21 protein-coding genes are annotated in these 21,738 nt (G+C 63.0%); 6 read left to right on the forward strand and 15 right to left on the reverse strand.

Going from position 1 to position 21,738, the window contains the following annotated elements; translation table 11 throughout:
* Positions 1–7: 7 nt before the first annotated feature.
* The gene (locus KO538_RS07460; protein WP_219327915.1) at positions 8–1,249 is read left to right on the forward strand and encodes a DUF3426 domain-containing protein; all 1,242 of its coding nucleotides are present in this window, start codon (positions 8–10) and stop codon (positions 1,247–1,249) included.
* 11 nt (positions 1,250–1,260) lie between these two features.
* Positions 1,261–2,199 (forward strand): carbohydrate kinase family protein, encoded by a 939-nt coding sequence (locus tag KO538_RS07465; protein WP_034746615.1) that lies wholly within the window; start codon positions 1,261–1,263, stop codon positions 2,197–2,199.
* A gap of 107 nt (positions 2,200–2,306) precedes the next feature.
* Here the strand turns inward: KO538_RS07465 and KO538_RS07470 are convergent, their stop codons facing one another.
* Entirely contained in the window at positions 2,307–2,840 is a 534-nt protein-coding gene (locus KO538_RS07470; RefSeq protein WP_034746613.1) for a YggT family protein, read from the reverse strand.
* 253 nt (positions 2,841–3,093) lie between these two features.
* On the opposite strand from KO538_RS07470, the gene KO538_RS07475 reads away from it, so the two are divergent.
* Together KO538_RS07475 and KO538_RS07480 are read left to right on the forward strand one after the other, a co-directional pair.
* Positions 3,094–3,438, forward strand: coding sequence for a hypothetical protein (locus tag KO538_RS07475; protein WP_051990791.1), 345 nt, complete (start codon positions 3,094–3,096; stop codon positions 3,436–3,438).
* On the forward strand, positions 3,423–4,229 hold the full coding sequence (locus KO538_RS07480; protein ID WP_219327916.1) for a hypothetical protein: 807 nt from the start codon (positions 3,423–3,425) through the stop codon (positions 4,227–4,229). The genes KO538_RS07475 and KO538_RS07480 overlap by 16 nt, the downstream gene beginning before the upstream one ends.
* Positions 4,230–4,991: 762 nt before the next feature.
* Here KO538_RS07480 and KO538_RS07485 read toward each other — a convergent pair.
* Positions 4,992–5,903, reverse strand: coding sequence for a LysR family transcriptional regulator (locus KO538_RS07485; protein ID WP_219327917.1), 912 nt, complete (start codon positions 5,901–5,903; stop codon positions 4,992–4,994).
* 121 nt (positions 5,904–6,024) lie between these two features.
* On the opposite strand from KO538_RS07485, the gene KO538_RS07490 reads away from it, so the two are divergent.
* The gene (locus KO538_RS07490; RefSeq protein WP_219327918.1) at positions 6,025–6,354 is read left to right on the forward strand and encodes a nuclear transport factor 2 family protein; all 330 of its coding nucleotides are present in this window, start codon (positions 6,025–6,027) and stop codon (positions 6,352–6,354) included.
* A 147-nt stretch (positions 6,355–6,501) separates the two neighbouring features.
* On the opposite strand, the gene KO538_RS07495 is transcribed toward KO538_RS07490, so the two are convergent.
* From KO538_RS07495 to KO538_RS07525, 7 genes are all read right to left on the reverse strand, one after another.
* Positions 6,502–7,653 (reverse strand): ribonucleotide-diphosphate reductase subunit beta, encoded by a 1,152-nt coding sequence (locus KO538_RS07495; protein ID WP_034746600.1) that lies wholly within the window; start codon positions 7,651–7,653, stop codon positions 6,502–6,504.
* A gap of 224 nt (positions 7,654–7,877) precedes the next feature.
* Positions 7,878–10,829 (reverse strand): ribonucleoside-diphosphate reductase subunit alpha, encoded by a 2,952-nt coding sequence (locus tag KO538_RS07500; RefSeq protein ID WP_034746597.1) that lies wholly within the window; start codon positions 10,827–10,829, stop codon positions 7,878–7,880.
* A 392-nt stretch (positions 10,830–11,221) separates the two neighbouring features.
* On the reverse strand, positions 11,222–11,833 hold the full coding sequence (ampD, locus tag KO538_RS07505; RefSeq protein WP_034746594.1) for a 1,6-anhydro-N-acetylmuramyl-L-alanine amidase AmpD: 612 nt from the start codon (positions 11,831–11,833) through the stop codon (positions 11,222–11,224).
* Entirely contained in the window at positions 11,811–12,890 is a 1,080-nt protein-coding gene (locus KO538_RS07510) for a sigma-54-dependent Fis family transcriptional regulator (protein ID WP_051990789.1), read from the reverse strand. Before KO538_RS07510 ends, ampD begins: the two co-directional genes overlap by 23 nt.
* Positions 12,891–13,009: 119 nt before the next feature.
* Positions 13,010–13,270, reverse strand: coding sequence for a PP0621 family protein (locus KO538_RS07515; RefSeq protein ID WP_034746591.1), 261 nt, complete (start codon positions 13,268–13,270; stop codon positions 13,010–13,012).
* Positions 13,267–14,070, reverse strand: a complete 804-nt coding sequence (locus KO538_RS07520) for an inner membrane protein YpjD (protein WP_034746588.1) — start codon at positions 14,068–14,070, stop codon at positions 13,267–13,269. The genes KO538_RS07515 and KO538_RS07520 overlap by 4 nt, the downstream gene beginning before the upstream one ends.
* Before the next feature lie 34 nt (positions 14,071–14,104).
* Positions 14,105–14,404: a hypothetical protein gene (locus KO538_RS07525; protein WP_034746585.1), complete on the reverse strand. Its 300-nt coding sequence runs from the start codon at positions 14,402–14,404 to the stop codon at positions 14,105–14,107.
* Between KO538_RS07525 and KO538_RS07530 the strand changes: the two genes are divergently transcribed.
* Complete coding sequence (locus KO538_RS07530; protein WP_034746582.1) at positions 14,403–14,942, forward strand: hypothetical protein; 540 nt, start codon at positions 14,403–14,405, stop codon at positions 14,940–14,942. The genes KO538_RS07525 and KO538_RS07530 overlap by 2 nt on opposite strands.
* Before the next feature lie 68 nt (positions 14,943–15,010).
* Here KO538_RS07530 and KO538_RS07535 read toward each other — a convergent pair whose 3' ends face one another.
* From KO538_RS07535 to KO538_RS07560, 6 genes are all read right to left on the reverse strand, one after another.
* Entirely contained in the window at positions 15,011–15,994 is a 984-nt protein-coding gene (locus KO538_RS07535; protein WP_034746579.1) for an ABC transporter substrate-binding protein, read from the reverse strand.
* A gap of 133 nt (positions 15,995–16,127) precedes the next feature.
* Positions 16,128–18,122: a MacB family efflux pump subunit gene (locus tag KO538_RS07540; RefSeq protein WP_219328148.1), complete on the reverse strand. Its 1,995-nt coding sequence runs from the start codon at positions 18,120–18,122 to the stop codon at positions 16,128–16,130.
* Positions 18,123–18,127: 5 nt separating this feature from the next.
* On the reverse strand, positions 18,128–19,315 hold the full coding sequence (locus KO538_RS07545) for an efflux RND transporter periplasmic adaptor subunit (protein ID WP_219327919.1): 1,188 nt from the start codon (positions 19,313–19,315) through the stop codon (positions 18,128–18,130).
* Between the two features lie 91 nt (positions 19,316–19,406).
* On the reverse strand, positions 19,407–19,748 hold the full coding sequence (locus KO538_RS07550; RefSeq protein WP_034746576.1) for a DUF3325 domain-containing protein: 342 nt from the start codon (positions 19,746–19,748) through the stop codon (positions 19,407–19,409).
* Positions 19,745–21,448: a PepSY domain-containing protein gene (locus KO538_RS07555; RefSeq protein ID WP_219327920.1), complete on the reverse strand. Its 1,704-nt coding sequence runs from the start codon at positions 21,446–21,448 to the stop codon at positions 19,745–19,747. The genes KO538_RS07550 and KO538_RS07555 overlap by 4 nt, the downstream gene beginning before the upstream one ends.
* Complete coding sequence (locus tag KO538_RS07560) at positions 21,445–21,726, reverse strand: hypothetical protein (RefSeq protein ID WP_080698408.1); 282 nt, start codon at positions 21,724–21,726, stop codon at positions 21,445–21,447. The genes KO538_RS07555 and KO538_RS07560 overlap by 4 nt, the downstream gene beginning before the upstream one ends.
* Between the last annotated feature and the right edge of the window lie 12 nt (positions 21,727–21,738).

Genomic DNA, 21,738 nt, shown 5'->3' on the forward strand with positions numbered 1-21,738 from the left:
CACAGCAATGGCCCTCGCCACCAAATGCCCCCATTGCAACACGATATTTCGGGTCGCTGCTGACCAATTGAAGTTACGTGGGGGCATCGTACGCTGTGGCACGTGCAGAGAAGTGTTTGACGGCAATGCCGCGCTGGTCGATCCAGCTGCGGCATCGCCGTTTTTAACATCGGCCCCCGGCACTGCCGCCCCGCTGCCAGACAGTTACCCTGCCGACAACAGCCTGCCGTCCGCCACGGACGACGAACCCATCTATTCCCTCGACTTCGACACTTCGTTCGACCCGTTCGGCATCTTGCCGGAAACGGCGCAGCTCAAGGACGATGAAGACGATGGCGAGCACATCGAGCTGGACCTCGACGTGGCCCTGCCCGAAGAGGTACCGGCCGCCACACCACTCGACATACCGCTCGATATACCTGAACCTGAAGAAACACCGGCGGAACTGCCCGAACAGCCCCTGCCCCAGCCGATGGCGCCTTTCAAGCGCCGCCAGGTCGATGACGTGCCCGCCTTCGCCACGTATTTGCGCGACAGCCGCCGCGAACCGAACCTGGAAGCAGCGGCAGCCCCAATAGTCCCAGCCGAAAAAGTCAGCCTGGACAAGCCCGCGCCCGCGCGCCGTGAACCGACGCTGGCCGACCACTCGTTCGAAGCGCTGCCCGCCGCCCACGTCGCGCCGGAACCAGCCGAAGAGCAGGAAGAACCTGTCCTGCCGCCAGCCGACGACGAGCCGGCCTTTGTGACCTTGGGACGGCGCCGCGAACAGAGCGGCAAGGCCTTGCGCATGGCCATGGCCGCCGGCTCGGCAGTACTGCTTTTGCTGCTATTCCTGCAAGTAATGACCACCTTCCGCAACCCGCTGGCGGCGCAATTTCCGCAGTGGAAGCCAACCCTGGTCGCGCTGTGCAAGCTCAGCGGCTGCCAGGTCGACTTGCCGGCGCAGATCGAGGCGCTGGCCATCGAGCAAGGCGAGTTGCAGACCTTGAAGGACCACACCTTTTCGTATGTCTCGCTGCTGCGCAACCAGAGCCGCAGCGTGCAAGCCTGGCCCAGCATCGAACTGATCCTCAACGACGCCAACGACAAGCCCGTCCTGCGCCGCGTGATCGCGCCGCGCGACTACCTGCCAGCCAATATCGACGTGAGCAAGGGCTTTGCGGCGCGCTCGGAACAAACCATCAAACTGTATTTTGCATTAGACCAGCTCACGGCGTCTGGCTACCATATCGCCATCTTTTACCCTTAACAGACACTATCATGACCAAAACATCGCTGATCTGCGGCTCGCTTGCCACCGACACCATCATGCAATTCCCCGGCCGCTTCGGCGAATCGCTGCTGGCCGACCAGTTGCACAAGGTGAACGTGTCCTTCCTCGTGCCCACCATGCGCACGGAGTTCGGCGGCTGCTCGGGCAACATCGCCTACAGCCTGAAAATGCTGGGCGGCGACCCGCGCATCGTCGGCGTCATGGGGCAAGACAGCGCCGCCTACCTGGAGCGCCTGCAAAAGCTGGGCATTTCCACCGCCAACATCCTGATCAAGGCCGACAGCTACAACGCACAGTGCTTCGTCACGGCCGACGCGGACAATAACCAGATCAACGCCTTCCACCCGGGCGCCATGTCGTTTGCACATGAAAACCCGATCGCCAACGCAGGCCCGGCCAAGGTCGCCATCATTTCGCCGGACGGCGACCAGGGCATGCTCAAGCACGCCGCCGACCTGGCCGAGCTGGGCATCCCCTTCATGTTCGACCCGGGCCAGCAGTTGCCACGTTTCAATGGCGAACAGTTGATCGACTTCATCAACAAAGCCACGTATGTGTCGGCCAACGATTATGAAATGGAAATGTTGATGGAACGCACGGGATTGACCCTGCCGGACATCGCCAGCCGCCTGGAAGCGCTGATCGTCACGCGCGGTGAAAAAGGGTCGGAAATCTATACGGACGGCAAGCGCATCGACATTCCTGTCGTGACCGCCAAGGAAGTGCTGGACCCGACCGGCTGCGGCGATGCCTACCGTGCAGGCTTGCTGTTCGGCATCACCAACGACCTGGGCTGGGAAACCAGCGGCCGTCTGGCCAGCCTGCTGGGCGCCATCAAGATCGCCACCCAGGGCGCGCAAAACCACGTGTTTACGCCAGAGAGCATCGCCGACCAGTTCGAAGCGGCGTTCGGTTACCGCTATTAATATGCAGGTCGGATGTGCGCGGCGCGGCCGCGCGTCATCCGGCAACATCATTGGCATGGCAAGTGCTGATGCCGGGTTACGCTACGCTAACCCGACCTACGCCACCATCATCGCACCACAATAATCATCCCCACCAGCACTTGCGCGATCTGCAACAGGATCAGCGCGACCAGCAACGACAAATCCAGACTGCCGATCAACGGCACGACCTTGCGGATCGGACGCAGCAGCGGCTCGTTCAGGGCCCGCACGAACGGCGCCAGCGGCGCATGCGGGTTGACCCAGCTGAAGATGGCTTCGATGATCAGCAGGGCCATGAAACCGTAGAGTATCCATTGCAGGAAGCGTTGCAGCGACTTGAGCAGCACCACTTCGACGGGATAGCCGGAAATAAACAGCACCGAGCTGGCCAGCAGCACGATCAGGAAGGCGCCGATCAGGCTGGCCCAGTCATACCCGCCCACGCCCGGCACCACGCGGCGCAGGGGGCGCACCAGCCAGTCGGACAATTGAAACGTGAATTGCGCCACCGACGAGGGCGGCCGCACGCGCACCGCCTGCATCCAGAAGCGCAGCAGCAACACGCCGCCCAGCAAGGTAGCGATGGTATCAACGATCAATGTAAGGATAACGATCAGCACGACTAATTCTCCAAAAAAAAACCGCTGTGTGATTGAGTCACACAGCGGCGTGTTGCCTCATCCAGGCACCCGTATCGTTGAAATTACGATGGGCGGGTGCTGGTTGGGAATGGCCAGGCTGCAGCCGGTGCCAACACGGTTTTTGCTACAGGTGCGATAGGTGCCGATGGCTTGGCGACAGGAGCTGCCTTCTTCGGTGCGGCCTTTTTAGGCGCGGCCTTCTTGGCGGCTGGCTTGGCGGCCACGGCGGCTGGTGCCGCTGGAGCTGCTGCCGGCGCTGCTGCTGGTGCGGCTGCCACGACTGGCGCTGCGGCTGGCTTGGCGGCAGGTTTCGCTGCTGCTTTTGCTGCCGGCTTGGCGGCTGGCTTTGCTGCAGGCTTGGCGGCTGGCTTCGCTGCAGCTTTTGCTGCTGGCTTGGCTGCCGGTTTTGCTGCGACCTTGGCAGCAGGTTTCGCTGCTGGCTTGGCTGCCGCTTTGGCTGCTGGCTTCGCTGCTACCTTGGCTGCTGGCTTCGCTGCTGCCTTTGCCGCTGGCTTCGCTGCTGCTTTTGCTGCCGGCTTCGCTGCTACCTTGGCCGCTGGCTTGGCTGCCGCCTTAGTTGCTGGCTTGGCTGCTACCTTGGCTGCCGGCTTGGCTGCCGCTTTGGCCGCTGGCTTCGCTGCAGCTTTTGCTGCTGGCTTGGCTGCCGCTTTGGCTGCTGGCTTCGCTGCTGCCTTGGCGACGACTTTTTTCGCTGCTGGCTTGGCTGCCGCTTTGGCGGCCGGTTTCGCTGCTGCCTTGGCTGCAGGTTTCGCTGCGGCTTTTTTCACTGCTGGCTTGGCGGCAGCTTTTGCTGCCGGCTTCGCTGCTGCTTTGGCGGCCGGCTTGGCTGCCGGTTTTGCTGCGGCTTTTTTCGCTGCTGGCTTGACTGCCGCCTTGGCGGCCGGTTTGGCTGCTGCCTTAGCGGCTGGTTTCGCTGCGGCTTTTTTCACTGCTGGCTTGGCTGCTGCTTTGGCGGCTGGTTTTGCTGCGGCTTTTGCCGCTGGCTTGGCGGCCGGTTTGGCTGCGGCTTTTTTCGCGACAGGCTTGGCTGCTGCCTTGGCGGCCGGTTTCGCTACGGCTTTCGCTGCTGGCTTGGCTGCCGGCTTGGCGGCCGGTTTCGCTGCTGCCTTGGCCGCTGGTTTCGCTGCGGCTTTCGCTACTGGCTTGGCAGCCACTTTTGCTGCAGGCTTGGCTGCGGCTTTGGCGGCTGGTTTTGCTACTGGTTTCGCTGCGGCTTTGGCAGCTGGTTTAGCGGCAACCGTCTTCGCTGCGGCTGCCGGCTTCTTCGCGGCAGGAGCAGCCTTGGCGGCTGGTTTCTTTACTTCTGATTTCTTAGCGGCTGTTGCCATTTGTCTCTCCTTCATCTGAGATGAGAAATTTAAGCTACAAGATTTAAACCCGTCCGACCCACCACAGGGATAGGCCAGGCGAATTATTCATCGGCGCAAACGGTCGTTTGCGCTAATGAATTCGGCACCAGCTGAACTGCTGCAACTCCTCACGTTTGCAGCACTTCAGCCATCGTCGGTGCCACCCTGCTTTATCTCGCAGCTGGTGGCAAAGTCTGAATTCGGTCATTCGTTTTCGATGCCGTGCGTTTTTTCGCTCCTCGCATCGCGCTCGCCACAACACCGATGCGTCAAATAAAAAACCGCCATGCCTGAAAAAATTCGGGCACGGCGGCAGACGAAAACGGTGTGGTTTTGTGCATATCCGTGTAAATCTGTATCCCTGTTTTGCGAGGTTTTTCCGCTACCGCGCTGGTTAAAAAACCCCGCATTCTAACGCTCGCATTTGCAATCTCATAAAGTACACGAAAACCTTGTCAATGCGCAACCGGCACGACACGTTTTCGTCCGCTTTTTTGCACGATACGCGTGCTATCGCACAATCGCGCGGCAAATGCCGCCGCCAGCGTGTGCGGAAACGATATTTACACCCCGCCCCGCGCGCATTGGCGCCATCAAAAAAATGCGTCGCGGCGTGCGCGATGCGGCAAAAAAATGGCCGCACTTTTCTGCGCCGCCGCGCCACTGCGCGCCATGAAAAAGCAGTGCGAAAAAAACGCGGCAGGCGATGCCTCAGCCGGTCTCCAGGATGATGGCGGCAGGCTGGAAAAAGCAGGCGAGGCTAGCGCGTGTCGCCGGAAGACGCAGGCCGGGAAAGCGCCAGCGCCGTATCGATGAAGGCGCGCAGTTTTGGCTGGCTTTGGGTACGCGCGGGAAAATACAGGAACAATCCGCTCGTCGGCGGCACGTAGTTTTCCAGCACCCGCAGCAAGCTGCCGCTGGCCAGGTCAGCTTCGATTTCCACGTCGGGCATATACGCCAGGCCCAGACCCGAGCGCGCGAAATCGGCGATCAGCGTGGTGTCATTGACGACCAGGGGCGCGCCGGTTTCCACCAGAAACTCCTCGCCATCGCGCATGAAGCGCCAGCGGTGCAAGGCACCGGAAGTGTGGAAGCGGTAGGCCAGCGTATCGTGGCGCATCAGGTCTTCCGGAATCAGCGGCCGCCCTTTCCGCTCGAAGTAGCCGGGCGCGCCAACCACGGACCAGCGCAAGTCGCCCGTCAGGCGCACGGCCACCATCTCCTGCTCCACCGACTGTCCCAGGCGGATGCCCGCATCGTAACCATGCGCCAGCAGATCGACGGCGCCATCGTCGAGCGACAGGTCGATGGTCACGTCAGGATAGCTGCCGCGAAAACGCGGTATCAATGCGCGCATCACCAGCGCGCGCGGCACCGTCAGCCGCAAATGGCCGGCGGGCCGGTCGCGAAACATGGTCAGCGCGGCGAAGGCGTCATCGATCTGCCGGGTGGCGCCGGCCAGGCTGGCGTACAGGCCCGCGCCGGCTTCGGTGAAGGCGACATTGCGCGTATTGCGCTTGAAGAGCAGCACGCCATGCTGGCGCTCCATCACCTTGACCGCCTTGCTGACGGCCGTCACCGTCACGCCAAGCTGCAGTGCCGCGGCGCTGAAACTTTTGCGCTCGGCGACCGCGAGAAAGGTACGGATGCCATCGAGAGAGTTAGTTTTCATGCGCGATCACGCCGCCAATAATGAACCTGAAGTGTAAAGCCTATCCCCCCTGCTCTACTATTTCTCTGCAATTGAAGGCCATATGATGGTCGCTCCCTACTCTCCATTGAAAGGAAGCACCATGTCTCTCCTCATGCCGGCCATCGTCGGCGACTACTTTAGCGCCGACAAGCATCACGATAGCAAGGCCGTGGCGCAGTGCTTCACCGCCGATGGCGTCGTTCACGACGAAGGCCGGTCCCACGCGGGCCATGCCGCCATCCAGGCCTGGAAAGAAGCTGGCAGCCAGCAGTACGGCGCCACCGTCAGCCCCATCGCGGCCGACACCCAGGGCGCGCGCTGCGTGGTCACCGGCAGCGTCAGCGGCAGTTTCCCCGGCAGCCCGCTGGCGCTGCGCTTTGTCTTCACGCTCGCCGGCAACCGCATCCAGGCCCTGGAGATCGGCGCATGAATACCGATTTCAAGGACAAGCGCGTGCTGATCACGGGCCGTACCATCCCGACCGTGTGAGCCCGTTCAATAAGCTCGCCAGATAGCAAAAGGCCCCGCATTTGCGAGGCCTTTGTTACATACATGACTTGTGACGCTATCGGCTGGCTTATTCCCAGTTCAGCGCGCCGCCGGTCTGGTATTCCGTCACGCGCGTCTCGAAGAAGTTGCGTTCCTTCTTCATGTCGATCATTTCGCTCATCCACGGGAATGGATTTTCTTCCTGGGCGAACAGCGGCTCGATGCCGATCTGCTGCGCGCGGCGGTTGGCGATGAAGCGCAAATAGCCCTTGAACATCGGCGCGTTCAGACCCAGCACGCCGCGCGGCATGGTGTCTTCCGCGTATGCGTATTCCAGTTCCACGGCCTGCATGAACAACACTTTAATCTCTTCGCGGAATTCGGCCGTCCACAGCTGCGGGTTTTCCATCTTGATCGTGTTGATCAAGTCGATGCCGAAGTTGCAGTGCATCGATTCGTCGCGCAGGATGTACTGATACTGTTCCGCCGCGCCCATCATCTTGTTCTGGCGGCCCAGCGCCAGGATCTGCGTGAAGCCGACGTAGAAGAACAAGCCTTCCATCAGGCAGGCAAACACGATCAGGGATTTGAGCAGCTTCTGGTCGTTTTCCACCGTGCCGGTGACGAACGCAGGGTCGGTCAGGGTGTTGATGAACGGGATCAGGAATTCATCCTTGTCGCGGATCGACTTGACTTCGTTGTAGGCGTTGAAGATCTCGCCTTCGTCCAGGCCCAGCGATTCGACGATGTACTGGTAGGCGTGCGTGTGGATCGCTTCCTCGAACGCCTGGCGCAGCAGGTACTGGCGGCACTCGGGCGCCGTGATGTGGCGGTAGGTGCCCAGCACGATATTGTTGGCGGCCAGCGAGTCGGCCGTCACGAAGAAGCCCAGGTTGCGCTTGACCAGGCGGCGCTCGTCGTCCGTCAGGCCGTTCGGATTCTTCCACAGCTCGATATCGCGCTGCATGTTCACTTCCTGCGGCATCCAGTGGTTGGCGCAGCCGGCCAGGTATTTGTCCCACGCCCATTTGTACTTGAACGGCACCAGCTGGTTGACGTCCGTCTTGCCGTTGATGATGCGCTTGTCGTCGGCATTCACGCGGCGCGCCACTTGCTCGGCGTTCGCTTCGGACGGCTCGGCACCTGCCGGCAGGTTCAATTCGGTATTTCCCAATGGCGCTTGCTGCGCCGGACGCGGCACAGCTGCCGACGTGGTTTCATCATCCCAGGACAACGACATATTCTTCTTCCTTTCCATGCCGGCGAGCCGGCGATCCGCAACAGGCCCGTTGAATCGGACAATGCGGATATTGACAACATTGAATCAGCTCAGACGCTCTGGGCTGACAACTTTAAATTTTTTAAAAACCGTCACGAGCAAGCCCGATATCGGGTCGAGTAGCGCAGCCGTACTTTAGTACGGTGAGCAACACAGAACCCGAGAGGGGGCTGCGCAGCAGGTTTTTACTGGCAGGCTTCGCACTCTTCGAAACCGTCATCACCTGGGCGCAGGTAGCAGGCTTCGCCATCGGCGTCGTCCGCTGCCGCCGCCACCACTGGCGCCACGGCCACCGCTGCTGCCGCCACGACCGCTGCCTGGGCGCTTTGCGCGCTGGCCGACATGCCGCCGTCGACTGCCACGGCGTTCAGGGCGCCCGTCTTGGAGGTCGATTTCTCCATGTGGGTAGCGGCGATGGTACGCAGGTAGTAGGTGGTTTTCAGGCCACGCAGCCATGCCAGCTTGTAGGTTTCGTCCAGTTTCTTGCCCGATGCGCCAGCCATATAGATGTTCAACGACTGGGCCTGGTCGATCCACTTCTGGCGACGCGAAGCCGCTTCCACCAGCCAGCTTGGCGACACTTCGAAGGCCGTGGCGTAGATGTCGCGCAGGTCTTGCGGGATGCGGTCGATCTTCACCAGCGAGCCGTCGAAGTACTTCAGGTCGGAGATCATGACTTCATCCCACAGGTCGCGCGCCTTCAGGTCGCGCACCAGGTAGCCGTTGATCTCGGTGAATTCGCCCGACAGGTTCGATTTCACGTACAGGTTCTGGAACGTCGGCTCGATACAGGCCGACACGCCGATGATGTTCGAAATTGTCGCCGTCGGGGCGATCGCCACGCAATTCGAGTTGCGCATGCCGAACTTGGCGATGCGTTCGCGCACCGGGGTCCAGTCCATGGCCGACGAGGAATCGACTTCCAGGTAGCCGCCGCGCTCTTCGGCCAGCAGTTTGACCGAATCCTGCGGCAGGATGCCGCGGTCCCACAGCGAACCGGCGTACGATTCATAGCGGCCGCGCTCTTCGGCCAGTTCCGTCGACGCCAGGTAGGCGTAGTAGCAGACGGCTTCCATCGAGGTGTCGGCAAACGATACGGCGGCGTCCGAGGCGAACGGCACGCGCATCATGTGCAGGCAGTCCTGGAAGCCCATCACGCCCATGCCGACCGGACGGTGGCGCATGTTCGAATTGCGCGCCTTGTCGACGGCGTAGTAGTTGATGTCGATGACGTTGTCGAGCATGCGCATGGCGGTGCGGATGGTCTTGGCCAGCTTGACGTGATCGAGCTTGCCTTCCTTCATGTGCGCCGGCATGTTGACGGAACCGAGGTTGCAGACGGCGATTTCGTCAGGGCCCGTGTTCAGCGTGATTTCCGTGCACAAGTTCGAGCTGTGGACGACGCCGACGTGCGACTGCGGGCTGCGGATGTTGCAAGGATCCTTGAACGTGATCCATGGGTGGCCCGTTTCAAACAGCATCGACAGCATCTTGCGCCACAGGTCCAGCGCGGCGATCTTTTTGAAGACGCGGATTTCGCCGGCGGCGGCCTTGGCTTCATAGCCCAGGTAAGCCTGTTCAAAAGCCTTGCCGACCTTGTCGTGCAGGTCTGGCGTGTCCGATGGCGAGAACAGGGTCCAGTCGCCTTTTTCCATGACGCGCTTCATGAACATGTCGGGAATCCAGTTCGCCGTGTTCATGTCGTGCGTGCGGCGGCGGTCGTCGCCCGTGTTCTTGCGCAGGTCGAGGAATTCCTCGATGTCCATGTGCCAGGTTTCCAGGTAGGCGCAGACAGCGCCCTTGCGTTTGCCGCCCTGGTTGACTGCCACGGCCGTGTCGTTGACCACTTTCAGGAACGGTACCACGCCTTGCGACTTGCCGTTGGTGCCCTTGATGTGGGCGCCCAGGGCGCGCACTGGCGTCCAGTCGTTGCCCAGGCCGCCGGCGAACTTGGCCAGCAGCGCATTATCCTTGATGGCGTCGTAGATGCCTTCGAGGTCATCGGAGACGGTGCTCAGGTAGCACGACGACAGCTGCGAGCGCAGGGTGCCCGAATTGAACAGGGTCGGCGTCGAGCTCATGAAGTCGAACGAGGACAGCAGGCTGTAGAACTCGATGGCGCGTGCTTCGCGGTCCGCTTCGTTCAGCGCAAGGCCCATGGCCACGCGCATGTAGAACGCCTGCGGCATTTCGATGCGCACGTCCTGGATGTGCAGGAAGTAGCGGTCGTACAGGGTTTGCAGGCCGATGTAACCGAACTGCAAGTCGCGGTCGGCGACGATGGCTTTGGCCAGGCGCTCCAGGTCGAAACTGGCGAGTACCGGGTTCAGCAGCTCAGCGGCGATACCCTTGGCAATGTATTGCGGGAAATACGTCAGGTATTCGGCGGCAGCGGCCGCTTGCGGCACTTCCTTGCCGAACACTTCCTTGCGCACCGTGTGCAGCAGGATGCGGGCCGTGACCTGGCTGTAGGCCGGATCTTTTTCCATCAGCGCGCGCGCCGCCAGGATGGCCGACTTGTGCAGCTCTTCGACAGGCACGCCGTCGTACAGGTTTTTCACGGTTTCAGCCAGGATGGCGTCGGCATCGACGTGCTTTTCCAGGCCGGCGCAGGCGGCGTTGATCAGGTCGCGCACTTCCTGCATGTCCAGCAGGCGGCGCACGCCGTTGTCGGTGACGTTCAGCTGGGGCGCGGTCACTTGCGCGGACGCGCCTTGCGCTTCCTTCTGCAGGCGGCGCTCTTCCATGTGCTTGGCGCGGTACAGCACGTAGGCACGCGCCACGTCGTGCTCGCCCGAACGCATCAGCGACAGTTCCACCTGGTCTTGCACGTCTTCGATATGGAAGGTGCCGCCGCCCGGATGGCGGCGCACCAGCGCGGCGACGACGCCGTCGGTCAGCTGTTCCACCAGTTCGCGGATGCGTGCCGAGGCTGCGCCCTGGCCGCCGTTAACGGCCAAAAACGCCTTGGTCATGGCGATCGCGATCTTCGAAGGCTCAAATGCCACCACTGCGCCGTTGCGGCGGATGATGCGATAGTCGCCCAATGCCGCGCCCGTGCTCGCCACGCTGTTGGCCGCGCCTGGCGCTGGCGATACTGGCGTTGGATGGATGGAAATATCTTGTGGTGATTGCATTGAAGCTCCCGTTGTCAGCTAAAGTCAGCCTGCAGTTTTGCTGCCGCGTGTGTTGTTGAATAGAACGCCCGATGGTCAGGGTTTCTTCAGGTATTTGTTGCTAAATAGTAAATTCTTAATGCATAAAACAGAGTCAGAAGCCATATCGCCACACCGTACTGCCCGGCTGGCGCGAAACACGATCAAGGGTGATAAACCGCCAGTTCCAGTGCTTTATCAGCAATCCGGGTAGCTTTGACAATAATTCTGAAAACGTCTGTGATGGCACTAGATATAGTCTTTACATCCAACTTCTGCACTAATTGTAGTACCCATCGGAGGGTGATGCAATAGTTTTCCGGCATCCGCCGGCGTAATTTTTTGTATTTTCATATACGATTTCGGTTGACTTTTCAGGGTGTGGATGGAAAGCCCAATCCCCGCGAAGTAAGCGCTAACGCAGGCTGCCCTTGCAAGGTTTCCAGCCAGCATTTTTGATAAAAATGCCAGTCAAAAAACGGCCCCGGATCCGTCTTCCTCCCCGGCGCGATATGCTCGTGGCCGCGCACCTGCGACAGCCCGTAGCGCGCCACCAGCGCCGCCGTCAGCGCCGCCAGCACATGGTATTGCCGCCGCTGGAAGGGCACATCGTCCGCGCCTTCCATTTCGATACCGATGGAATAGCCATTGCACTGCGGGCGTCCTTCGAACATGGACGCGCCCGCATGCCAGGCACGTTGATCAGTAGAAACATATTGCAACAACGCACCATCGCGCCGCACAAAAAAGTGTGCCGACACCTGCAAGCCACGCAGGTCGGCGAAAGAAGGATCGGCATTATAATCTACCCGGCCCGTAAACAAGTCCGACACATGCGGCCCGCCAAAGTGGCCGCCCGGCAAGCTGATGTTATGGATCACCAGCAAGTCGACTTGTGCACCGTCCGGGCGCGCATCGTGGTGCGGCGAGTCATAGCGCAGCGCGCCGTCGCACCAGCCGTCTTCATCTATCGTCCATACGCTCATCAAGTAAAGCTTCCTGTATCGTCAATTTCTGCATGCGGTAACGCAACTGGCGCACGCTCAAGCCCAGCTGGCCCGCCGCCCGTGCGCGGTGGTAGCGCGCCTGCACCAGCGCCAGCATGATCATGTCGCGCTCGGCCTGGCGCAAATACACGTCGAGCGGCAGGACGGGGGCCACGCCATGCGCCGCCATGCCGGGCAGGCACAGTTGCCGTTCCGGCAAGGCCGGCAATGCCGGCGCCGCCCGCAAAGGCATAGTACCCGCCGTGGATGGCAAGGCCAGCCCGTCGAGCGCGATCACGCCGCCGTCGGCAAACGCCAGCGCCCGCTCCAGCACGTTTTCCAGTTCGCGCACATTGCCGGGAAACGCATACGCACCCAGGGCCGCAAGCACCGGCGGCGCCAGGCTCACGGTCCGGCGTGGCGACAGGCGCGCGAGGATCACCTCACATAATACCTGCAGATCGCCGCGCCGCTCGCGCAGCGGAGGCAACGCCAGCTCGATCACGTTGAGCCGGTAAAACAGGTCCTGGCGGAACGTGCCGGCGGCCACGCCGCGCGCCAGGCCATGCTGGCTCGCGCACAGGATGCGCACGTCGACGGCTTCGTCATTACTGCCGCCCAGCTTGCGCACGCGGCGCTCCTGCAGCACGCGCAACAGCTTTACCTGCATGGCCAGCGGCAGGTCGTCGACTTCATCGAGCAACAGGCTGCCGCCATGGGCCGCCTGGAACAAACCCTGGCGTTCGTGCCGCGCGCCCGTATAAGCGCCCGGGCGGCAGCCGAAGAATTCCGCTTCCATCAGCGCTTCGGGAATGGCGCCGCAGTTGACGGCGATAAACGGGAAGCTGGCGCGCGCGCCCTGGGCATGGATGGCGCGCGCCGCCAGTTCCTTGCCCGTGCCCGATTCGCCGCGGATGGCCACCGGCGCGCCACAGCGGGCGATGCGGCCGATCTGCGCGCGCAGCGCCTGCATGGGCAGCGAGTTGCCGCTCAGTTGCGGCGCCGGCGGCATGCCGGTGGCGGTCACGGTATCCGGACCAGGATTGGGACGGGACATGGAAGCGCGCCTTTCCGCAATGGCGGCGACGAACCGCCTCATGCAGATGCTACGCCGGACGGAGGCCGGAGGACGTTACGATACGGATGAGCAACGCGAGCGCACCTGCGGGCTTGCCCTTACAAGGTGGCGTGCGCGTGGCTGCAGTAATCGTGGCCCTTGGCCTGCACGTTTTCGGAGGCCGGGTAGTACACGCCGCAGTGGGCGCAGCACAGCATCAGCTCGGCATCAGGCAATTCCTGCGGCCGGCCGGGCGGCGCAAACGGGTTCGGCTGCTGTTGTTGCTGCGCGCGGGCGCGCTGCTGCATGCCACGGATCTTGCTGCGGATCGCAAACAGCACCAGGAACACCAGCGCCAGCCAGAATAAAACACGTGTCATGCGAATCCTCGGTGTAAAACCACTTCCAGTACAAAACGGCTGCCGACATAGGCCAGCAGCAAGGTGGCGAAACCGGCCAGGGTAAAGCTCAGGGCCGTCTTGCCGCGCCAGCCGCGAAAGCGCCGGCCTGCCAGCAGCGAGGCAAACAGCAGCCACGACAGCATGGTAAACACGGATTTGTGATCCCAGTTGAGCGCCTTGCCAAACAGTTGCTCAGAAAACACGATGCCCGACAGCACGGTCAGGCTGAGCAAAATAAAACCCAGGCCGATCATGCGGAACAGCAGCTTTTCCATCGTCAGCAGGGCTGGCAGCTGGTCCAGCGCCGTGCCGATGAAGCCGCGGCTTTCGCTGCGCGTATGCAGACGCGATTCCTGCAGCGCCATCAGCACGGCGTGAAAGGCGGCAATCGTCAGGGTGCTGTAGGCGAGCACGGCCACGGCAATATGCCAGCCGAAAATGGCCGACTTGCCTTCCATGCTGACCTGGCTGCCGGGAAAGGCCCAAGCCAGGCCAATGGCGAGAACGGCGCTGGGCATGACCATGCGGCGCAGTCCGTCCAGGCTGAAATTGCGGTTCTCTATCCAGTAGGCGCCCACCGAGACCCACAGCGCGGCCGACAGCATGGCGGAAAAACCGAAGCGCAAGGTGCCCGGCGCCATCAGGTCGAACCACAGGGTGGCGGCGTGCGCCAGCCAGGCGACGCCGGTCAGGCCGGCGATGAGCCGGGCACGGGACGAGGGAAGCACCGCGCACGCCGCATATAACAGGGCGGCGATGAAAAAGAAATAGATCTGCATAGTTTAAGTTTACACCATAGCCGGCAAGCGCGATTCAAGCGACAGTATGGGCTGCAGGCAATTCGCCGCCAGCCGACACCGCAAGCCTGCCATGATATCGCGCCTCGGGCGCGGCGGGGTGGCGCACCCTCAAGATTTTGGCAATCTTTCCTGCGGCGCACTGCCGCCGCGTCACGGCCACGTTGCCATCTGGATGAGCCAGCCCTATAATTATGTCCATAGAGCAACAATCTTTCACTTTTCGCCACTCGCCCACCACCGCCATGTTTTCTTTCAAAAAAATTTCCTGGACCTGTCTCCTGCTGGCCGCCTGCACCGTATTAAGCGGTTGCATGAAAGATGCGCCTTCCCAATCCACATACGAGGAGTATTTCCGCACGTCCATCCAAAGCTATGACCTGTACAAGGAGTACTTCGACATTGCAAAGCTGGAAAAGCTGAACGGCTGGAAAGAGAACGAACAGTACGAAATCAAGGGCTCGGCCGTGCTGCGCGCCAAGGTGGGCTACCTGGAATTGCTGGCCGACGTGGCCGACAAGCTCGAAACGCAGGCAAAGACGGACGGCTCCGTGGGCATGACCATGGGCCTGGGCCTGATGGCGCGCGGCATGGGCGGAGAGAACAAGGTCTTCCGCGACTTCTGGGTGCAGCAGCAGGAAAAGAAGGCGATTCCCGCGCCGCTGCTGGCGCGCCAGGCGGCGATGACGGCCGAGCGTTTCGACAACCTGATGCAATGGTCGGACCAGCTCGTGCAAGACAATTACGGCGCCATCATCAGCCGCCAGCTGAAGAAAGGCGATGAGCTGACCCGCATCTACACGCTGAGCTTCCGCCAGACGGAGAAGGGCTGGATGGGTTTTAACGCCCGCTAAGGCCCTCCTTCCATAAAAAAACCTCCGCGCCATCGCTGGTGCGGAGGTTTTTTTCATGGCTGCCTGATTTACTTCACGTTCAGGCTCTTTTTCGCCTGCTCCAGCAAGTCCGTCTTGACCCAGTCCTTGGCCACGGGCGGCTTCGTCATGCGGCCCACGCCCGTCTTCACCATCACATCGGTGGTGATCTGGATATGCTCGGGCGAGATGTCGTACGAATACGGCGAATTGCTGATTGCGTCGTCGAAGTCATCCTTCGTGATCTGGCCGCGGAACACGACTTCGCGCACATATTTTTCCGCCGTCGCCTTGTTGTCGATAAAGGTCTTGGTCGCTTCGACGAAACAGCGCATGAATTTTTCCGCCACGGGACGGCGTTCCTTGTAGAACTTTTCCGTCATCACCATGGTCCGCACGGGCTCGCCGATCGGCGTGTCGTACGGTTTGATGACCTCGGTGCCGAAACCCTTGTTGATCGCCTGCGACGATTGCGGCTCGGACTGCATCATGGCGTCGATATTCTTGCCCATCAGCGCCTGGTTCAAGTCGGCGTAGGCGAGGAATACCAGTTGCACATCCTTGCCCTTGGTTTCCGAGTACGTCAGGCCCGCTTGCGACAGCTCGGCCAGCAGCAGCACTTCCTGGATGCCGCCGCGCGTCACGCCCACGCGCTTGCCCTTCAACTCCTTGACGCTGGTGATCTTTTGCCCCGCCCCGCCCACCAGGCGCGCGCCGCCCTTGGCAAAACCGGCCACCACGTAGATCGGGGCACCGCCGGCGCGGCCGGAAATGGCCGCTTCGGACGCCGTCGCGCCCACGTCCAGCTCGCCCGCGATAATTGCCTGCATCACGTCGAGGCCCTTGGCGAAGATATGCTCTTCGACCTTGATGCCGCACTTGGGCGCGATTTCCTTGATGTACGACACGGCGCCGTAATGGGCGAATTTCAAATTGCCCAGGCGCACGACTTCCTGCGCCTGCACGGCGCCCATGCCGAAGGCCAGCATGAGGGCGGCGGCGATACCGGTCTTCAGGGTTGATTTTTTCTGCATCGGGTTCTCCTGTGGTGGTTGGTGTGTGCCCGCAAGGGCACGCGAAACACTGCTTTTATTATCAGGAGATAGTACCGCGTGTTAGAGCCAGGGCAACATTTTTTTGCCGACAGCCACGCTGCCGGCGTTGTTATTACTGTCCCGCCAGTGCCACCACCGGATCGAGTCCCGACGCCTTGCGCGCCGGCATGAAGCCAAACACCAGCCCCGTCACCACGGCGCAGGCAAACGCGCCGGCGATGGCGCTCAGGGAAAAGATCACCGGCACGTCCCACACCAGCAGCAAGCCGGCCACCGTCACGCCGACCACGATGCCGGCCACGCCGCCCACCACCGACACCAGCACGGCTTCGGTGAGGAACTGGCGCAGGATGTCCCGCCGGCGCGCACCCGTCGCCATGCGGATGCCGATTTCGCGCGTGCGCTCGCGCACCGTCATCAGCATCACGTTCATGACGCCGATGCCGCCCACCACCAGCGAAACGGCCGCGATCAGGCTGAGCATCATGGTCATGTTGTCCTGCGTCTTGGCTTCGGCGGCGATCGACGCGGCCGCGTTGCTGATGCCGTAGTCGCGGATGCGGTGGCGCTCGAACATGGTGGCGTCGACCGCCGCCTCCACCTCCGTCACGCGCTTGACGTCGTCCACCGCCATCACCGTGTAGGTGGGCTCGCGCTGGCCGAAGACGCGGATGCCGGCCGTGGAAAACGGCAGCAGCAGCACGTCGTCTTCATCCTTCTCGCCCGTCAGCGCGCCTTTCGCGCTCATCACGCCGATCACCTGGAACGGCACGTTGCCGATCAGGATGCTCTGCCCCACGGGGTTGGGTACGTCGGGCATCAGCTTTTCCGCCAGGTGCGCACCCAGCACGGCCACGGTCGCCATCTCGCGCTCGTCTTCCTCGGTAAAGAAGCCGCCCTTGGCCACGGGCCAGGTCTGGATTTGCGGCAGGGCTGGTCCCGTGCCGCGCACATAGGTCTGCACGTCGAGGTTGCCGTGGCGTATCACCTTGTTGCCCGTGACATTCGGCAGCACGTGGGAAATGCCCGGCACGTCCTTGAGCGCATCGAGGTCGGCCAGGGTGATGCTGCGTCCCGGGATGCGCGAGCTTTCGCCGCGCGACGCCATGTACAGCAGATTCGAGCCGAACGCGCCCAGTTGCGCCATCACTTGCTGGCGCGTGCCCAGGCCGATGGCCAGCATGACGATCACGGAAGCGACGCCGATGACGATGCCGAGCAAGGTCAAGCCCGTGCGGAAGCGGTTGATCCACAGCACGCGCCAGGCCGCGCGGGCCGCATCGAGCAACTCCGTGCCCAGCGACGCGCCCGTGTCGTGGGCGGCGCGCGACATGTCCAGCGGCGGCAGGGCCGTCGACGTGGCGGGAATGGCGATGGCGCCCGAGTCTTCGACGATTTCGCCATCGCTGATCTCGATCACGCGGCGCGCCTGAGCCGCCACCTTGCGGTCATGCGTAATGAGGATGATGGTGTGGCCCGCATCGGCCAGTTCGCCCAGCAGGGCCATGACTTCGGCGCCGCTGCTGCTATCTAACGCCCCCGTCGGCTCATCGGCGAGGATGATGCGCCCGCCATTCATCAGGGCGCGCGCGATCGACACGCGCTGCTGCTGCCCGCCCGACAATTGGTTCGGCCGGTGATCCAAACGTTCACCGAGGCCCAGGCGCTTGAGCAGCGCTTCCGAGCGCGCATGGCGGGCCGCTGCCGGCATGCCCGCGTACAGGGCCGGCACTTCCACGTTTTCGCGCGCCGATTCCGTGGCGATCAGGTGATACCCCTGGAAGACGAAGCCGAACGCTTCGCGCCGCAGCCACGCCAGTTCATCGGGGTTCAGGCTGGCCACGTCCTGGCCGGCGAAGCGGTACGTGCCGTCGCTGGGGCGGTCCAGGCACCCGAGCAAATGCATCAGGGTCGACTTGCCGGAACCGGAGGCGCCGACGATGGCGACGAATTCGCCGGCGCCGATAGCCAAGGTCAGGCCGCGCAGCACTTCCACGGCCGGCGCGCCATCGTGGCCGCCGTAGCGCTTGCGGATACCCTCCAGTTCAATCAGTGGCGCCGGCTGGCCAGATTCTCCGGGTTGCCCCAGCGACGCGGCCTCGCTCATCGCGCTCACAGCTGGAACCTGCTGGCGCCGCTGCTGGATGGCTGCTCGCCCGTGACCAGCAATTCGCCTTCGCGCAAGCCTTGCAGCACTTCCGCGCTGAGGCGGTTGCGCACGCCGACGGTGACGGCGCGCGTATCGACCTTGCCATCCGCATCCATCACGCGGGCTGTGAACTGCCCCGGCTTGGCGCCTTCTTCCGTCGACGGTTTCAGGGCCGGCAAGGGCACGGCCAGCACATTGTTGGCCGCCGCCGTGACGAACACCACTTGCGCCGTCATCTGCGGCATCAGTTCGCCATCGGCGTTATCGACGTCGAACAGCACTGTATACAAGATCACCTTGCTGGTCGACGGCGCCAGGGCCGTGCCTGCGGTGGAACCGCCGGGTACCGGCGGCGCGGGCAGCACTTGCCGCACCTTGCCGCTCCAGCGCCGCTGGTCGCCGCCCAGGGTCGTGAAGTACACGGGCATGTCCGGGCGCACGCGGCGCACGTCCGCTTCCGACACTTCCGTCCATACCGTCATGGCCGACAGGTCGGCGATGCGCAGGATGTTCGGCGTCTGGTACGTGGCGTTCAGGGTTTGCCCTTCCTTCGCGTCCAGGCCCACCACCTTGCCGGCCATCGGCGCGTAGATGCGCGTGTAACCGAGGCGCGCCTCGTCCGCCTTCAGGCTGGCCTGGGTCTGGTCGATCTGCGCCTTCAGGTGGTCGATCTTGGCGCCGGCCGAGGCCAGCGTGGCTTCGGCCGTTTCCAGGTCGGCCAAGGGGGTCGAATCGAACTTGGCCATCTGCTTCTGGCGCACGTGCTGCTGGCCCGCCAGGCGGTGCTGCGCCTGCTGGTCGGCCAGCTGCGCGCGCAAGCCCGCCAGCGCGGCGCGGCCTGCGTCGACCGTGGCTTGCTGCACGCTGGGGTCGATCTCGGCCAGCAGCTGGCCTTTATCGACGTCGCTGCCCGGCTGCACGTGCAAACGCGTGATCTGGCCCGACACCTGCGCGCCCACGTCGACATAGGTTTGCGGCTGCAGGGTGCCGATGGCCGTGACGCTCGCTTCGATATTGCCGCGCTTGACGGGCGCCGTGTCGAACACGGTGCTCGGGCCGCGCGTGGCCCACAGTGCGCCGGCGCCGAACAGCGCCAGCAAGACCACGCCGCCCAGGATGCGGGCGCGGCGGGAAGGCAGGCGGGCCGCCATCAGGCAGCCGCTTTCAATATAGTCACAACATCAATCGGTGTCGCCAAACGTGGAAAGTGCATCGGTCTATCCTTGAAAATGGCGGTGAATATCACCGCAGGAACGTCACAAGACCTGCCAGCGCGGCGACGGCTGCCAGCAGGGAACTACGAAACAGCAAGCGGGGCGCATACGGCAGCAACAGGGCCACCAGCAGCGCGCCGGCTGATATGAAACCAAGCCAGGCGACGACGCCGACGGTCGCGCTCCAGCCGGCCACGCAGGGCCAGATGGCCAGCGCCAGCAGGACCGCGCCGGCCAGCTGCAGCGCGCGCCGCACGTTCGGCGCCGCATCCCTGCCCCAGACCTGGCCATGGTGGCGGTCCATCGCCAAGGAGAGGCTGGCCATGCCCGCATACGACAGGCCCAGCGCGCACAGGATGGTAGGGATCATGACTGTCCTTCCGTATTAATTTGCAGACTGGCCGTGGGCGCGGCGCTTTCCCTGGCGGCGGCCTTGCTGGCCGGTTTTTCCTTGCGCTTGTGGACTTTCCACGCGCCCCAGGCGGCCAGCAGGCCAAAGGCCATGCTGCCCAGTTCCACGCCGGCACTTTCCCAGTCGCCGCGCGCGATCTGCGCCGCCAGACTGTCGCCCGTGCTCAGTACATTGAGCACGGGCAGCAGCAGGCACAGGGCCGCCAGCAAGCCCAGTTGCTCGATCCACGCGCGCTTTTCCGCGCGCAGGCAGGCGTGCACCAGCATCACAAACCACACGCCGAAGAAGGCGCGCAATTCCCAGCCGGCGCGGTGCTCGACGCCGACGGGAATCAGGCGGTTGGCCCACAGGAAGCCCACGCAGGCGATGGACAGGCCGGCAATCGCCGCCACGTTCAGGCAGGCGACGGTGCGGTACACGCGCTGCGTATAGGCGCCGAACTCGCCGCCGGACTTCTGGCGGCGCTTGACCATGAACAGGATGGCGCCCGTGCCCATCATGGCCGTGCCGGCCAGGCCGCAGAAGAAGTACAGCCAGCGCATCGGCGTACCGCCAAAGCCCACCATGTGCAGGTTCGACATGACGGCGCGCGTCAGGCCCGCGCCGCCCGTATCCGACTCGCCGGGACGGCGCATGGCGACCTGCTCACCGGTGGACAGCGCATAGCAAGCCCTGCCCGTGTTGGCGCTGATGCGTTCCATCGTGTCCGTCTCTTCATTCCAGCCGTACATGCACACGCGCATGGAGGCGTCGTTCGGGTTGTCCAATACCACGGCGCGGATTTCCTGGCCGATGGCCTGCTCGGCGCGCAGCGCGTACGGTTCCAGCGCGGGAATGGCCAGCGGCTGGCCTGTCTTCGCGGGCTTGCCCACATCGTTCCAGTCGGCCAGGAAGGCCTTCTTGGCGTTGTCCATGCCGTATTGCGCCACCACGGGGGCCGGCACGTAGTCATCACTGAAGAACGCCAGGCCCGTGTAGGCGATCATGAACTGGAACGGCAAGGTCAGCACGGCCACCGCGTTGTGCGCGTCGAGCCACGAACGCTGGCCCTTGGCCGGGCGGAAGGTGAAGAAATCCTTGAAGATGCGCTTGTGCGTGATAACGCCGCTCACCAGCGCCACCAGCATGATCATGGTGGTGATGGCGACGATCCACACGCCGATGCGTCCCGCGTGCAGCTCGTAGTGAAAATCGACGAAATGGTGGCCGCCGATGGTTTCGCGCTGCGTTGCCTCGCGCGCATGTTCGATGACGGCGCCCGTCAGCGGATCGAGGTCCGCCGAGCCATAGCCGCCGGCGGGCTGGAACCAGTAGGCGGACAGGCCGTGGCCGGGACGCTGCACGGGCCAGATTTCCCACATGTCCGCCTTCGGGTGTTCCTTCGCCATGAAGTCGAGCGCCAGTTCCAGGCGGTGCCCACGGTCCGTGACCTTCGGCAGCGGCGGATCGTTCGCATGCGCCGCCTCTTCCAGTGCATGTTCGGGTGTCATCCAGTGGGTGATCGGCTCGTCGAAGACGGCCAGGGTGCCGGTCAGGAAAATGGCGAACAGCAGCCAGGAAATCCACAGGCCGCTCCACGTATGCAGCCAGGCCATGGCCTGGCGCAAGCCGCCCTGCTGCGGCGTTTTCACCACTTTGTCTACCTTGACGGCATTCATGCGGCACCCCGCGACAGCAGCAGGCCGATGCCGCCGCAGGCGATGGCCGGCAGCAGCATGCCGAGCCAGGCGCGGCGCAAGTCCTGCACGGCAAAGACCCAGATCACGGCGCAGGTATAGACGACGAAGGCGCTCAGGGTAGCCGTCAGCACGGCTTCGGCGCGCGACAGCGGCAGCACGGCCGCCAGCAGCACGGCCACGCCGGACGTCAATGCATAGCCGCCAAAGATGGCGGCGAGCACGCGCGAGAACAACATCATGTGGGCCGATTTCATCATCGCGGCGCTCCC

This window comes from Janthinobacterium sp. NKUCC08_JDC (assembly GCF_019345575.1).
Classification (GTDB): Bacteria; Pseudomonadota; Gammaproteobacteria; order Burkholderiales; family Burkholderiaceae_D; genus Janthinobacterium; species Janthinobacterium aestuarii.